This window comes from Streptomyces sp. NPDC054847 (assembly GCF_053610925.1).
The window spans coordinates 1-13872 of sequence record NZ_JBSGZJ010000169.1; the positions used below are offsets into that span (position 1 = coordinate 1).

Genomic DNA, 13872 nt, shown 5'->3' on the forward strand with positions numbered 1-13872 from the left:
GCCACGGACCGTGAGGGTACGCGGGGGGTCAGACCGCGACGGGCTGGCGGCTGCTCTCCGCGGCCGCGGCCGGGGATCCGGACAGTGTGCCGTCCGGCCTCGTACGCCCGCCGGGGATCAGCAGGGCCACCAGCGCGGCAGCGGCCAGAGCCCCGGCGCCGATCCACACCGCGGGCACCGTGCCGTCGGAGAAGGCCTGCGGGGACTCGTAGCCGCCCTGGGCGGCGAAGACCGCTCCGAGCACCGCGATACCGAGCGCGCCGCCGACCTCGCGGAGGGCGTTGTTCGCACCCGAGGCGATGCCCTGCTCCGACGGGCGGACGCTGGACATGACCACACTGGCGGCGGGCGCGAAGTAGAGGGCCATGCCGACGCCGCTGATGACGAGTGCGGGCAGCTGGGCGGTGTAGGAGACACCGGGCTCGAGCACCAGCGCGAAGAGCGCGAGACCGAGGGCCTGGAGCGCCAGGCCGGCGGTGACCACCGGGCGCCCGCCGATCCGGTCGGACAGGAGACCCGCGACGGGTGCGACGAGCAGCGACATGCCGGTCCAGGGCAGCATCCGCAGCCCGGCCTCGGTGGGCGAGTAGCCGGCCACGCCCTGGAGGAACTGGCTGAGCAGGAAGATCGAGCCGAACATGCCGAGGAACATCAGCAGGCTCGCGACATTGATGCCGAAGAAGGCCCGGCTGCGGAAGAGACGCATGGGCAGCATGGGCTTCTTCGCGACGGAGCCGTACCAGGCGAAGGCGACCAGGAGCACGGCGCCCGCGATCAGGCAGAACAGGATCCGGGGGCTGGTCCAGCCGTCGGCGTTGCCGTTGACGAGCCCGTAGACGATGCCGAAGAGGCCTCCGCTGACGAGCAGGGTACCGGGGACGTCGAGCCGGGCGTCGGGGGCGTAGGACTCTTGCAGGCGCAGGCGGGCGAGCGGCAGCAGGAGCAGTCCGATCGGGACGTTCAGCCAGAAGATCCACTGCCACGAGATGTGCTCGGTGAGAGAGCCGCCGATCAGCGGGCCGGTGGCGACGGCCACGCCGGTCACGGCGCTGAAGAGTCCCAGCATCGCCCCGCGGCGGGCGGCCGGGACGGCGGCGGTGAGCAGGGTCAGCGTGAGCGGCATCATGATCGCCGCGCCGACGCCCTGGACGGCCCGGGCGGCGATGAGCGCGTCTATGCCCGACGCGAGCGCGGCCGCCGCGGACGCACCCGTGAAGATCGCCAGGCCGGTGATGAACAGCCGGCGGCGGCCGAAGCGGTCCCCCAGGGCCGCACCGAACATCAGCAGAACCGCGAAGGTGAGCGTGTAGGCGCTCACCGTCCACTCAAGATCTTCCAGGCCGCCGCCCAGGTCCTCCCGGATGGAGGGGAGGGCGGTCGTGACGACGAGGTTGTCGAGGGCCGCCATGAAGCCGGCGACGCTGGTGATGACGAGTGCCCAGACGGCGCCGGTGCGCCGTGCGGGCTGCTGGTTCTGGTTCACTGCTCCCCCAAGGGTTAGTTATCGATGACTAACTTTCACGGGCAAGGAGGTGCACGGGCCGCCGACGGGCGTGGGCCCCTCAGTCCTGGACCGGTCGCGCGGAGAGGTAGAAGCCGGACCAGATGCGGTGCTCCGCGGGGAAGCCCATCGAGACGAGAACATTGACGAGCATCCCGTAGGCCAGGAAGGTCGTGGTCTCGTTCACGTCGGCACCGAGGTGCAGATGGACGGTCTCCCACAGCTCCATCCAGTCGGCCCGCACCTGCTCACCGAAGGCGTGGTCGCCCGCCGCCTCGGCGGCCGCCACCGCGACGTACGTCTGCATCTGCATCAGCAGCTTCTCGGGGTCGTCCGCGATGAGGCGCTGGTACGCGGCAGCCATCGCACCGAGGGCCTCCTCCCCCTCGAGCCCTTCGGCGGCCGCGCTGAAGACACGCCGGGTGTCCTCGAGGCACCGCGAGGACGCGGCCAGGAAGATGGCCTGCTTGTTCGGGAAGAGACGGAAGAGGTACGGCTGGGAGACGCCGACGCGCTTGGCGATGGCGTCCGTCGAGGTGCCGTTGTACCCGGCGCGGGAGAACTCCGTGATCGCGGCTCGGATCACGCTCTCGCGTCGCTCTTCTGCACTCATCCTGACCATGCGACGAAGTTATTGGCCAATCACTAACTTGTCAAGGCGAGATGCCGGCTTCCGGCCGGACGAACTCGCACGGGGCTATGCGTAAGGGGCGCCCCTCCTTGGAAGGGCACCCCTTACAACGCTTGTGCCGGCTCCGCCGCGGGCTGGTACTCCTCCGCTGCGGAGTGTGCTCCGGCCCCGCTGCAGGCTGTGCTCCGGCTCCGCTGCGGGCGGCTCAGACGAGCTGCACGACCGCGCGGGACATGCCCAGGACCTTCTGGTCGTCGCTGGTCGCGACCAGGTCCACGCGCACCCGGTTGTCGTCCAGCTTCGCCGCGACCTTGGCGCTGACCTCGATCAGCGCGCCCTTGTCGTCGTTCGGGACGACGACGGGCTTGGTGAAGCGGACGCCGTACTCGACGACCGCGCCCGGGTCGCCCACCCAGTCGGTCACGACCCGGATCGCCTCAGCCATGGTGAACATGCCGTGCGCGATCACGTCCGGCAGCCCGACCTCTGTGGCGAACTTCTCGTTCCAGTGGATCGGGTTGAAGTCGCCGGACGCGCCCGCGTACCGCACCAGCGTGGCGCGCGTCACCGGAAAGCTCTGCGCCGGCAGTTCGGTGCCGGCCTCGACGTCCGCGTAAGAGATCTTCGCTGCCATCACGCCTCCTCGGCGGCGCGGGCCACCAGCTTCGTCCAAGCGGTCACGACCAGTTCACCGCTCTCGTCGTGCACGTCACCGCGCACATCCAGGATGTCGTTGCCGGCGAGGGACTTGATGGCCTCGATCGTCGAGGTGACCGAGAGCCTGTCGCCCGCGCGTACCGGCCGGGCGTACGCGAACTGCTGCTCGCGGTGCACCACGCGGCTGTAGTCCAGTCCCAACTGCGGGTCCTGGACGACCTGCTCGGCCGCGCTGAAGGTGATCGTGAAGGCGAACGTCGGCGGAGCGATCACGTCCGAGTGCCCGAGCGCGCGGGCGGCCTCACGGTCTGTGTAGGCAGGATTCGAGTCCCCCACCGCGGCGGCGAACTCCCGGATCTTCTCCCGGCCCACCTCGTACGGCGCGGTGGGCGGATACGTCCGCCCCACGAACGACTGGTCGAGCGCCATGGACTGGTCCCTCCTGATATTGATCACAACTGAATGCCGGCCGCCGGACGAACGGCGGTACGGCAAACGACACGAGGCCGCCCCCAAAGGGGACGGCCTCGTATACGAGCCTTATTCAGCGCGTTTCGCGGTGCGCCGTGTGCGAGTTGCAGCGCGGGCAGTGCTTCTTCATCTCAAGACGGTCCGGGTTGTTACGCCGGTTCTTCTTGGTGATGTAGTTCCGCTCCTTGCACTCCACGCAGGCCAGCGTGATCTTCGGGCGGACGTCGGTGGCAGCCACGTGAGTGCTCCTTGGACGGATAGGACGGATGAACGCATAAAAGAGTAGCCGATCGGAGGACCGACCCCACAATCGGCTACTGTGTGTAGCGGTGACCGGACTTGAACCGGTGACACAGCGATTATGAGCCGCTTGCTCTACCGACTGAGCTACACCGCTGCGATGCAGGGTTCCCTCGCCCGAAGGCGAGGTCACTCGACATCAGAGCCCCAATACGGAATCGAACCGTAGACCTTCTCCTTACCATGGAGACGCTCTGCCGACTGAGCTATTGGGGCGAGCGATGAAGACATTACACGGTCCCTCGCCGATCGCCCAAATCCGTTTCCTTGCGCCGGGCCGGCCCTCCTCACGGCCTGTCCGCACGGCCCCCGGTCCGTCCCCCGCGCACCCCTCCTCCGCAGGCCCGCGACGGCACCCCGCCCGCCCCGTACGCCACTTACGACCACACCGGTACGACTATTGCGCTCCTCCTCGAAGCGCACCGCGAGCGCCCCTAGGCTCGATGCACGCTGTGTGATCCTCTCCGGCTCCCACGCCACGGCTCCCACACCGCCCGGGCAGTGTGCGCGACCGCCTCCCGAGCCCGATAGCCCCACCCAGGAGCGCGATGCCCGACAGCCAGCCGCAGCCGCCCGGCGGCGCCAACGCGGACACCGCCGCGCTGCTGCTCTGCGGCGCGAGGCTCACGGACGGTCGCACGGTCGACGTACGGCTCAGTGGCGGCCGCATCGAGGCCGTCGGCACCGCGGGAAGCCTCCCGCCGCACTCCGTCCGGGTGGACCTCACCGGCTTCCTGCTGCTGCCCGCGCCGGCCGAGCCGCACCTCCACGGCGACACGGCACTCAGCGCGGAGACCCCCGGCCCCGTCTCGTACGGCACGCAGGACGTCCAGCGGCGCGCCACAGAGGCCGCGCTGCTCCAGCTGGGCCACGGGGCGACGGCGCTGCGCTCCCACGTACGGATCGGGGACGTCCAGGGCCTCGGCCCGCTGGAGGCGGTGCTCCAGGCCGGGCGGTCCCTGCGCGGCCTCGCCGATCTCACCGCGGTCGCCGTACCCAGGCTGCTGACGGGCGTGGCCGGCGCGGACGGCCTGGCCCTGTTGCGGGACGCGCTCAAGATGGGTGCCGGCGTGGTGGGCGGCTGCCCCGACGCCGACCCCGATCCCACCGGATACGTGGAGACGGTCCTGGGGATCGCCGCCGAGTACGGCTGCCCCGTCGACCTGCACACCCACGGCGACGACCCGGCGCGGCTGGCACGCCTCGCCGCCATGGCCGGCGGGCTGCGGCCCGGCGTCACGGTCGGTCCGTGCGCCGGTCTCGCCCGGCTGCCCAGGGAGATCGCGTCCCGGGCCGCGGACCAGCTGGCGGCCGCGGGCGTCACCGTGGTATCCCTGCCGCAGGGCGGCTGCTCCGGCGTCGAACAGCGCGGCAACGCGCCGGTCCGGCTGTTGCGGGCGGCGGGCGTGCGGGTCGCCGCGGGCAGCGGGGCGCTGCGGGACGTGTGCAACCCGGTGGGCCGCGGGGATCCGCTGGAGGCCGCGTACCTCCTGTCGTCCCAGGCGGGGATGCGGCCCTCGGACGCCTACGGCTGTGTCGCGGGCACGGCCCGAGAGGTGATGGGACTGCCCCCGGTACGGGTCGAGGCCGGCTTCCCGGCGGAGCTGCTCGCGGTACGGGGTGAGCGGATCTCGGGCGTGCTGTCGCTCGCGTACAGCCGGATCGTCATCCACCGCGGACGGGTGGTCGCCCGCACGAGCGCGGTGCGTGAGTACTGCGACTCCGCGGCGGCCGTCGCCCTCGAACTCCCGCGCCAGGGACGGCCGGACCCGGGACCCTGACGCATCCGCCGGCGGTACGCATCCGGGGCCCGGAGAGGTTCACTCACGGTACGGATCCGGGGCTCGGAGAGGTCCACTCGCGGTACGGATCCGGGCTCGGAGGGGGTGCGCCCACGGTAGGGAGCTGGGCAGCGGGGGCCGAGGCAGGTACGCGTTTCGGCCGCGTTCCGGCCATCGGGGGCGTGTCCCCCTCCGGTCCTTGCGCATGCTCGGTGCTTCGGACGTAACGTCGTATGCATGCGCATTGTCATCGCAGGAGGACACGGTCAGATCGCGCTCCGTCTCGAGCGGCTGCTCTCCGCGGGCGGACACGAGGTCGCGGGCATCATCCGCGATCCCAAGCAGGGTGACGACCTGAGGGCCGTCGGCGCCGAACCGGTGTTCCTCGATCTGGAGAAAGCCTCCGTGGAGCAGGTCGCGGCCGTGCTCCAGGGCGCGGACGCCGCGGTGTTCGCCGCCGGGGCGGGCCCGGGCAGCGGCACCGAGCGGAAGGACACGGTCGATCGCGGCGCGGCGGTCCTCTTCGCCGACGCGGCCGAACGGACGGGCGTACGGCGGTACATCGTCGTCTCCTCCATGGGCGCCGACGCCGAACACAAGGGCGACAACGTCTTCGACGCCTACCTGCGGGCGAAGGGCGCGGCGGACGACTACGTACGGTCCCGGCCCAATCTGGAGTGGACGATCCTGCGGCCCGGCGCACTCACCAACGACGCGGGGAACGGGATGGTGCGGCTGGAGGTCTCGACGGGACGCGGCATGGTGCCGCGGGACGATGTGGCGGCTGTGCTCGCGGAGATGGTGGAGACACCGGCGACTGCGGGACTGACGCTGGAACTGGTCAGCGGTTCGACTCCCGTCACCGTCGCGGTGAAGGACATCGCGGGGAACTGACCGGCCCGCCGACGGCCGGTCGTTCGCCGGGTCCGTCACCTGAATCCCCGTCATGGATCGCGGTGACGGGCCTCGTGGTGGACCGAGTGATGGACTGCTTGACGAACCGCGCGATGGACCGCTTGACGAATCCGCGATGAATCCCCGTTGCCCATAGGGTCTTTGAGGTCATGAGCAATCACACACAGGAAGTCCGGCCGGTGATCGTGGAGCGCGGCGAGCAGCTCTACGCCTATGTCCGCGGCTCCGTACGCATGGACGCGTTCGCCCTGATCGCCGACCGGCTGCCCGAACTCATCAACTGGCTTGCGGGCAACGGCGCGGAGTTCGCCGGAGCGCCGTTTTTCCGTTACAACACCCTCGACATGGAGGGCGAGTCGGTCGTCGAGGCCGGCATGCCCGTCGCCTCCGCCCCGGAGCCCGAGGGTGACATCGGCGTGGCCGTACTGCCGCCGGGCCGCTATGCGACGGTCACCCACGTCGGTCACCCGGATCAGCTGGTCGGAGTCGTCACGGCGATGAACGAGTGGGCGGGGCGGGAGGGCCTTGAGTGGGACATGACGGTGGTCGACGGTGTCGAGCACTGGGCGTGCCGGACGGAGACGTACAAGACGGATCCCCGGGTGGAGCCGGACATGTCGAAGTGGGAGATCGAGCTGGCGTTCCGCCTGGCCGACTGACGGGCGTCGCGGTCGGTCACGCGTACGACGACGGCCCGCGGCCGCGACCGCGTACGGCGCCGCCTCGGGCGACCCGGCCTACGGGCGGCTGCGGGCACCACGGGGGGTGTCGCGCGCGCTCGCATCTCTTCTGACCTGCAGCGGAGCTGGCGGCGCAAGCGGTTCGCGGACCTGCCGTCCACGTCTCGTCCACGGCGGGCTCAGAGAGGCATCCTCCCCCGCGCTGCGGCCACCCGCGGGCACGACCGGCGCGTGCGCGACCGGGGCGCCCGCACGTTCCGATCACCGTTCTCTGCTCCCGGCCGGAGACGGGCAGCATGATGCGGCCGCATTCACAGCTGGAGGAAGACGTTCAGGGCGACCCCCTACAACGGCGGCAAACGTCAGCGCGGGGATGGTACGAAACAGCGATCAGGCCTCTCATCTGTTAACCATCGGTGCGAAGCGGGCAAGCGGGTGATGCGTGTTCCGTGAAGCGGGCTGCTACAGGCATCCCTCATCGCTAAGATCTCCGCCATGCGACTTGAGGTCCGCTCCGGAAAATATCTGTCCACAGAATTAAAGTTGGACCACTTCAAACAAATGGTTGCTGATATCGAAGGAGAACTGGGAGAGCCTGTAACTGTCACCTGGATGGCAGATACCAAGAACTATAGAATCACAACTGGCAATGCCGATGATCTAGTATCCGAGAGCGAGCCGGAGAAACCTCGCACCCTAAGAAATGTCACCATGGAACTGCAATCCGTTGCTACGGGCGACGTGCTGGTGTGCATCAGATTCGGGGGTTCCTCCAACTGGCACCTCTCGGGGCCAACTCTGTACCGTTCGGCTTGGGTTGTGCGAGTAGTTATGCGGCATCGCGACGGTGTCAGGCTGAGTGCCGCCTGGGGGCGGATGCATCGCGTCATGGCAAGTGAGTCGCGAGCCCGAGGCAGCAATCGCGAGGGAATCCCTAGGTGGCTCAGGATTCTGCAACCGTTCATGGCGTTGATGTTCGCCGTTGCGATTGAATACTGGATCACCAATGAATGGCCAATAAGGCGGGAGTGGCCTGACATGCTTGCAGTTGCAGCCTTCCCTTTCCTGTTTAATTGGGTGGCCTGTGCGAGAGTACGCGTGCGGCCTGCATGGTGGCGTGAACAGTTGACCAGGGTCAATTCCAGCTGGAATCCTTCGGATCGCGCGGTCAGGATTTGGACGATTGTTGCCGGCATTTTTGCGATCCCGGCTTTCGCGGTCGGTCTCCTTGCTCTTTTCAACGGCTAAAGGAGTCGCCACTGGCGACACGACCATAGGTCGGCTGCGCGCCGACGGGCTGCAACACCTATGCCGGTGTTGCAGCCGTCTCTGACCGGACAGCCCGGACAGCTGCCCTTAGAGCTGTCCGGCCCATATGCGCTGATCAGCACCCTGACCGGACAGCCGGACAGTCCGGACACGCCAGGCCGAGGGCTGCCCGAGGACCGGAGCGCTATGCCGCGTCGTATTCATGCGGCCGCCCGCCACGCCAGTCGATCACCAACGAATCGCTGAGGACCAACTCGTCAGCGTCGGCGAGGCCTGCTCGCCGCACGAACTCGATCAGGTCTCGGTCCGAGTGCGCCAAGCCAAGGATTTCTCCGTTCACGCGCACGCGCCGGCCGCCCGTCGGCGACGGCGGGTATACGACCACAGGTAGCGGCTCAGGCATGTCTCCACCCTGCGACGGATTTCGGCTCGGAGCACACCGACAGCATGAACCGCCCTCAGCTCCAGCGCGCAGCGCGTCAGGCGCGCCATCGCCCGAGTGCGGTGGAATTACTCAATCGGAGGCGGGCCCGACCGAGCCTGTCTCGCCGCGCCTCAGCCCGGCAACGCACGTTACTGCGATAAACAGCCTAATGCAGTCTTGGCCGGCGCCCCATGAAAGGCTCGCAGTATCGCGGACGAGACTGCAACGCTTTCGTCAGGACATAGGAAGTAGGATCTCGTCGATAGGCCGAAAATCGACTGGCGCTTCAACAACGAGTTTCCTTCCAGCCCCGTGCCTAACCTCACCTTCCACGATGACCGGCCGGCGCGCCCGGTGCCAAATGACAGCCTCTTGATAGGCCCCATATGGAAGACGAACACGAATCTCTGATCGCCTCCCCCTGCGCACCGTCGAGATGGCCGCAAAGCCGAACGGGTCATCTCCCACATGCCTCAACTCCACAATGTTCCCAGAGAACGACGACGTAGAGTCAATGCGATGCTTCTTTAGTTTTTCCGCAGCCCCTTCGATCTTCTCCGAAGCGTCTGAGTCAATGGAGACCGAATCAGGTATGGTCGCCGGGGCAGGAACAGCAGCAGCCCAATCAAAACTGGTCTCGAACTCACTAACCGAGGGCTCCGCGAGGATTTTTGCCAGTGCGGAGCAAAACTCCCGGGCGGGGCGGAAGCCATCTCGCAATGGCTGGACCGCAATCCGGATGCCCGCATGGTCGTCATCGACGTGTTCGCCAAGATGCGCGGCCAGGCCCCACAGGGCGTATCCGCCTACGACGCCGACTATCACGCCGTCGGCTTCGCCAAGCGGATCGCGGACCACTACGGCATCGCCGTCGTCCTCGTCCACCACGTCCGCAAAGCAGGCTCCGAGGACTTCCTCACCGAAGTCTCCGGCACCAACGGCATCGCCGGAGCCGCCGACGCCACCCTCGTCCTCAAACGCGCCCGGGGACAGGCCGACGGCATCCTGCACGTCACCGGACGCGACGTGAACGAAACCGAATACGCCCTCCAGTTCCAAGACGCCTCCGGCGCCTGGCACCTCCTGGACGGACCGGTCTCCGACCACACCGTCGGCGACACCCGCGCCGCGATCCTCAAGCACGTCCGCGCCCACCCCGGCGCCAAACCGAAAGACATCGCCACCGCACTCCCGCACGTCGACATCGAGACGATCCGCCGCACCTGCTCCCGCATGGCTGCCGAAGGACAGCTCACCAGGGACGCGGGCGGCCGGTACTTCCCGGACACCGGCACCCGGACAGAGACCACACAGGAGGTGTCCGGACTGTCCGGCTGTCCGGCTAACCCGCCTGACCTGCAAGAACGACCCGGACAGTCAGAAATGGAGCTGTCCGGGCTGTCCGGTTCCGCAGAGGCTGACAAGGAGGCCCAATGACGACCACTGTCCGCCACTCGTCGGCCGGCCGACGAGTGGCTGCCCCTGACCGATGTGCTGAACGAGATCGGCATCACCCGCGCGACCTGGTACCGCTGGCGAAACCGCGGCTATGGCCCCGAGGTGCGGCGCCTGCCCAACGGCCATCTGCGGGTGCGCCGGAGCGTGCTGGACGCCTTCCTGGAAGAACTGGAGATCGCGTGACCGACTGGAGCTACACCGTGCGGATCTGGAGCATCCGCAAGCGGCCGTACCGCAAGCCGTTTCAGCTCCGGTGGCAGGTGGGACACGCCCGCACTCCGAGTCCCTTCTGACCGCTGGGCTCGCCGAGAGCCGTCGCGCGCAACTGATCACTGCATCTCGCGCGGGTGAACCGTTCGACGTTGTCAGCGGGCTGCCCAAGTCGATGGTGCAGAAGGAGCGGGACATCTCCTGGTACCAGCACGCGAGGAACTACGTGGAATCGAAGTGGGACCACTCCCCCGCGACGACACGACGGAATCGCGCGGAGGCCACGGTCACCCTCGCACTGGTCAAGGACACCAAGGGCATGACCGATCACCGCGCGGTGCGGCGGGCGCTCTACAGCTGGGCGTTCAACGTAAAGCGCTGGGATGAGGAACTGCCGGCCGATGTGAAAGGCATCCTCGCGTGGATCGAGCGAAAGTCCGTTCCGACGTCGTCCCTCTCGGATCGGCTGCTCGTACGCAAAGCCTTGGACGCCTGTGCCAGGCGACTCGACGGAAAGGCGGCTGCGGGCATAGTCATCGCCAGAAAGCGAGCCATCTTCCATCAGTCCCTCGGGCTCGCCGTCGATGCCGAGCTGCTCACGGAGAACCCGCTTCCGTCGGTTCGCTGGAAAGCTCCCGAGCGCGTGGAAGAGGAGGTGGACCCGGAGTGCGTGCCGGACCCGGCTCAGGCAGCGGCGCTGCTGTGCGCCGTCCGGGCACAAGGTGCACGAGGTCGGCACCTGGAGGCGTTCTTCGGGTGCATCTACTACGCCGCGTCCCGCCCCGGCGAGACGGTCGGGCTGAAGCTACGGGACTGTGAACTCCCCCGCCGGGGCTGGGGAATGCTGCGTCTGCGGGAGAGCCGGGCTCGCTCGGGCACGGCCTGGACGGACAGCGGAGAGGCACACGACCGCCGCGGGCTCAAGCACCGGTCCCGCAAGGCGGTTCGGTACGTGCCAATCCCGCCCGAGCTGGTCGCGCTGCTGCGCTGGCACGTCATCCGGTTCGGTACCGAGCCCGACGGCCGCCTGTTCCGTACGGCCCGCGGCGGCATGGTGCAGGAGAGTGGCTACGGCGAAGTGTGGGCCCGCGCTCGCGGCGACGTCCTGTCGCCCGGAGAGCTCGATTCGAAGCTGGCCAAGCGCCCGTATGACCTTCGCCACGCGGCAGTCTCGACTTGGCTCAGCTCCGGAGTGGAGCCGCAGCTCGTGGCCGAGCGGGCCGGCCACAGCGTCGCGGTGCTGTTCCGGGTGTACGCGAAGTTCCTCGCAGGCGGAGACGAGGCAGCAAACGCCAAGATCTCCGCGCGGCTCAGAGAGCGACGCTAGGCGCCACCAGGCCAGGGGAATCCCGCGTGCCCCCGCCAGCACGCGGGGTCGCGCGGGCCCTCACGCCAAAGCAACATCTGCTTGACCCCTCTCTCGAAAGCGGCTCCTAGAGAGACATCGGTCCCGGAAATTAGTTCTAGCTAGTAGGAGGGGCCCCTACGGCGAAGGAGAAAACCACGGCGCGGTCTCACGGTATGGAAGGTTTGGCCCCTCGTAGTTGCTACTACGGACTCCAGCGCCCTAACGCCCGCCCAGTACCCCGTTCCGTGCTGTTGCTCGCCACGTTCAAGAATCGGGGCGAGGATGCGGACAGAGCGCAGGATCTGGGGTGCAATTGAATGCAATGTAGGCTCGGGTTTTGTCAGAACCTTACTTTGGACAAGATGCCCCACCCAGTCCAGCCAGTTCAGTAAGTTGAGCAGACGGTCATCCAATTCTGAGGGAATTGGCTGATTGGCGTTCCGAAACGCCTCGGCTTCCTTAAGCGCCTGCCTCCATTCTGACTCCCAGCGTGTGCGAAACGCGTCCGAGAAGGACAGGGCCGCCTCCAGCGTTCTAGCATTCTTGGCATCCCGGGAATTTAGGTAAAGCCCCAACAGCGCCAAGGGGAGCGTGAATATGGTTACGAGCTGAGTAATGGTCTCCATGGCTCTCCATCCCTTCCCTGCAAGGGTGCCGGGGCGCACCAGGCGGACAGTCGGATCATCCAGCCTTTGAGCATTGATCGTCAACTCTTGCTCATTTCTTGGAAGTTGAGAAGCCGCATCTCAACCGATCATGGAACCTGTGGGTCGAACAGGATTCCCGCCGGGTGATTTTCTGGTGGTAAGCACAGAAAGGCCCCTTGACAGCTCGGGTGCGAACCGAACCGAGCAGTACCAGGAGGCCCCCAACTAGCGAAACCGCGACATGCGTCACGTGATCCACCTCGCCCAGCAAGGCAGCGCTTGCCGCCGCGGTCACCCGCCGGCCACCCTCCGGCCGCAGGTGACGTCAAGAACCAGGGGCAGGGAGTCACCCACCTCGTCGCGCCGTGCCAGCTCAGCCAGCAGGATCTGAGGAACCTACGACCTGCCGCCCTGGGAACTCAGCATGCCGAGGAACGATGACCAGGCAGGTCGACACCGCTTGTCCTTGGAGCCTTCCACAGAGCGGCCGACCTCGAGGATCCGGTCCAGCTCGGTAACGCCAACGTTATGGAACAGCTCAGCGAGAGGAACGTCTGCCAAGGATCCGGTACGCCCGATCATGCGCAGGGTCCTGGCTGAGCTGTGAGCCAGCCACAAGGCCCCGTGGCCTCGCGAGACGCGCAGAATCCCGTCCACACCCCGTCCACACCAGCTGGTAGAGAGTGTGTGAGAACGAGACGGAGCGAGACAGCGCGCTGCTCCAGCCACACTTACACAGAACGGCCCCTGATCGCGTTTCCGCAGATCAGGGGCCGTTCTTATCGCGTGGCGGCGCCAGGATTCGAACCTGGGTAGGCTAAGCCGACGGATTTACAGTCCGCTCCCATTGGCCACTCGGGCACACCGCCATGGGATGTCACCTGTGGAGGAACCGCTGTGGGGCGGTGCTCCGTGGCAACGACGTAAACGATACCTGATGCACCGGGGTGCTTCGCCACCGGATTGATCAGCGCCGGGGGCGGGTGCGGGTGGCTAGGCTTGACCGCGCGGTTCGGGGTGATCCGGCCGCACCCCACTCACCCGATACAAGGAGCCACAGGACATGGCCGACTCCAGTTTCGACATCGTCTCGAAGGTCGAGCGGCAGGAGGTCGACAACGCCCTCAACCAGGCCGCCAAGGAGATCTCGCAGCGCTACGACTTCAAGAACGTCGGTGCCTCGATCTCCTGGTCCGGCGAGAAGATCCTGATGCAGGCGAATTCCGAGGACCGCGTCAACGCGATCCTGGACGTCTTCCAGACCAAGCTGGTGAAGCGCGGCATCTCGCTGAAGGCACTGGACGCCGGCGAGCCGCAGCTCTCCGGCAAGGAGTACAAGATCTTCGCCTCGATCGAGGAGGGCATCTCGCAGGAGAACGCCAAGAAGGTCGCGAAGATCATCCGCGACGAGGGCCCGAAGGGTGTCAAGGCGCAGGTCCAGGGTGACGAGCTGCGGGTCAGCTCGAAGAGCCGGGACGACCTCCAGGCCGTGCAGGCGCTGCTCAAGGGGCAGGACTTCGACTTCGCGCTGCAGTTCGTGAACTACCGCTGACGTCTGCGGGCGCGCCGGGGCCGGGGGC

At 67.4% G+C, this 13872-nt stretch carries 12 protein-coding genes, 3 tRNA genes and 1 pseudogene; 8 read left to right on the top strand and 8 right to left on the bottom strand.

Features of this window, described 5'->3' with window-relative positions:
* Positions 1-28: 28 nt before the first annotated feature.
* From ACWGH4_RS18440 to ACWGH4_RS18470, 7 genes are all read right to left on the bottom strand, one after another.
* The gene (locus ACWGH4_RS18440) at positions 29-1483 is read right to left on the bottom strand and encodes an MFS transporter (protein ID WP_453461816.1); all 1455 of its coding nucleotides are present in this window, start codon (positions 1481-1483) and stop codon (positions 29-31) included.
* 79 nt (positions 1484-1562) lie between these two features.
* Positions 1563-2114: a TetR/AcrR family transcriptional regulator gene (locus ACWGH4_RS18445; protein WP_453461819.1), complete on the bottom strand. Its 552-nt coding sequence runs from the start codon at positions 2112-2114 to the stop codon at positions 1563-1565.
* Positions 2115-2337: 223 nt separating this feature from the next.
* On the bottom strand, positions 2338-2766 hold the full coding sequence (locus ACWGH4_RS18450; RefSeq protein ID WP_441265741.1) for a MaoC family dehydratase: 429 nt from the start codon (positions 2764-2766) through the stop codon (positions 2338-2340).
* Positions 2766-3218 carry an FAS1-like dehydratase domain-containing protein gene (locus ACWGH4_RS18455; protein ID WP_441265740.1) on the bottom strand — a complete coding sequence of 151 codons (453 nt, stop codon included), beginning with the start codon at positions 3216-3218 and terminating at the stop codon, positions 2766-2768. The genes ACWGH4_RS18450 and ACWGH4_RS18455 overlap by 1 nt, the downstream gene beginning before the upstream one ends.
* A gap of 115 nt (positions 3219-3333) precedes the next feature.
* Positions 3334-3498 (bottom strand): 50S ribosomal protein L33, encoded by a 165-nt coding sequence (gene rpmG, locus ACWGH4_RS18460; protein ID WP_003956487.1) that lies wholly within the window; start codon positions 3496-3498, stop codon positions 3334-3336.
* An 86-nt stretch (positions 3499-3584) separates the two neighbouring features.
* Positions 3585-3657: transfer RNA gene (locus ACWGH4_RS18465), tRNA-Met, on the bottom strand.
* A gap of 46 nt (positions 3658-3703) precedes the next feature.
* Positions 3704-3776, bottom strand: a tRNA-Thr gene (locus ACWGH4_RS18470).
* Positions 3777-4108: 332 nt separating this feature from the next.
* On the opposite strand from ACWGH4_RS18470, the gene ACWGH4_RS18475 reads away from it, so the two are divergent.
* The 7 genes and pseudogenes from ACWGH4_RS18475 to ACWGH4_RS18505 all read left to right on the top strand — a co-directional run bounded on the left by ACWGH4_RS18475 (position 4109) and on the right by ACWGH4_RS18505 (position 11624).
* Complete coding sequence (locus ACWGH4_RS18475) at positions 4109-5341, top strand: amidohydrolase family protein (RefSeq protein WP_453461823.1); 1233 nt, start codon at positions 4109-4111, stop codon at positions 5339-5341.
* 237 nt (positions 5342-5578) lie between these two features.
* Positions 5579-6235 carry an SDR family oxidoreductase gene (locus tag ACWGH4_RS18480; RefSeq protein ID WP_453461826.1) on the top strand — a complete coding sequence of 219 codons (657 nt, stop codon included), beginning with the start codon at positions 5579-5581 and terminating at the stop codon, positions 6233-6235.
* A gap of 170 nt (positions 6236-6405) precedes the next feature.
* Positions 6406-6915 (top strand): GyrI-like domain-containing protein, encoded by a 510-nt coding sequence (locus ACWGH4_RS18485; RefSeq protein ID WP_453461829.1) that lies wholly within the window; start codon positions 6406-6408, stop codon positions 6913-6915.
* 516 nt (positions 6916-7431) lie between these two features.
* Positions 7432-8184, top strand: a complete 753-nt coding sequence (locus tag ACWGH4_RS18490) for a hypothetical protein (protein WP_453461832.1) — start codon at positions 7432-7434, stop codon at positions 8182-8184.
* 1069 nt (positions 8185-9253) lie between these two features.
* Positions 9254-10066, top strand: a complete 813-nt coding sequence (locus ACWGH4_RS18495) for an AAA family ATPase (protein ID WP_453461837.1) — start codon at positions 9254-9256, stop codon at positions 10064-10066.
* Positions 10067-10120: 54 nt separating this feature from the next.
* Entirely contained in the window at positions 10121-10270 is a 150-nt protein-coding gene (locus tag ACWGH4_RS18500; RefSeq protein ID WP_453461835.1) for a helix-turn-helix transcriptional regulator, read from the top strand.
* Positions 10267-11624, top strand: a pseudogene (locus ACWGH4_RS18505) (tyrosine-type recombinase/integrase). The gene ACWGH4_RS18500 and the pseudogene ACWGH4_RS18505 overlap by 4 nt, the downstream one beginning before the upstream one ends.
* A gap of 1455 nt (positions 11625-13079) precedes the next feature.
* Here ACWGH4_RS18505 and ACWGH4_RS18510 read toward each other — a convergent pair.
* Positions 13080-13161: transfer RNA gene (locus tag ACWGH4_RS18510), tRNA-Tyr, on the bottom strand.
* Positions 13162-13355: 194 nt separating this feature from the next.
* Between ACWGH4_RS18510 and ACWGH4_RS18515 the strand changes: the two genes are divergently transcribed.
* The gene (locus ACWGH4_RS18515) at positions 13356-13844 is read left to right on the top strand and encodes a YajQ family cyclic di-GMP-binding protein (RefSeq protein WP_189466956.1); all 489 of its coding nucleotides are present in this window, start codon (positions 13356-13358) and stop codon (positions 13842-13844) included.
* Positions 13845-13872 lie beyond the last annotated feature (28 nt).

Excerpts from the sequence above, each read along its gene's own strand:
- ACWGH4_RS18445 (WP_453461819.1), bottom strand. The coding sequence starts at position 2,114 with ATGAGTGCAGAAGAGCGACGCGAGAGCGTGATCCGAGCCGCGATCACG.
- ACWGH4_RS18450 (WP_441265741.1), bottom strand. The coding sequence starts at position 2,766 with ATGGCAGCGAAGATCTCTTACGCGGACGTCGAGGCCGGCACCGAACTG.
- ACWGH4_RS18455 (WP_441265740.1), bottom strand. The coding sequence starts at position 3,218 with ATGGCGCTCGACCAGTCGTTCGTGGGGCGGACGTATCCGCCCACCGCG.
- ACWGH4_RS18475 (WP_453461823.1), top strand. The coding sequence starts at position 4,109 with ATGCCCGACAGCCAGCCGCAGCCGCCCGGCGGCGCCAACGCGGACACC.
- ACWGH4_RS18480 (WP_453461826.1), top strand. The coding sequence starts at position 5,579 with ATGCGCATTGTCATCGCAGGAGGACACGGTCAGATCGCGCTCCGTCTC.
- ACWGH4_RS18485 (WP_453461829.1), top strand. The coding sequence starts at position 6,406 with ATGAGCAATCACACACAGGAAGTCCGGCCGGTGATCGTGGAGCGCGGC.
- ACWGH4_RS18490 (WP_453461832.1), top strand. The coding sequence starts at position 7,432 with ATGCGACTTGAGGTCCGCTCCGGAAAATATCTGTCCACAGAATTAAAG.
- ACWGH4_RS18515 (WP_189466956.1), top strand. The coding sequence starts at position 13,356 with ATGGCCGACTCCAGTTTCGACATCGTCTCGAAGGTCGAGCGGCAGGAG.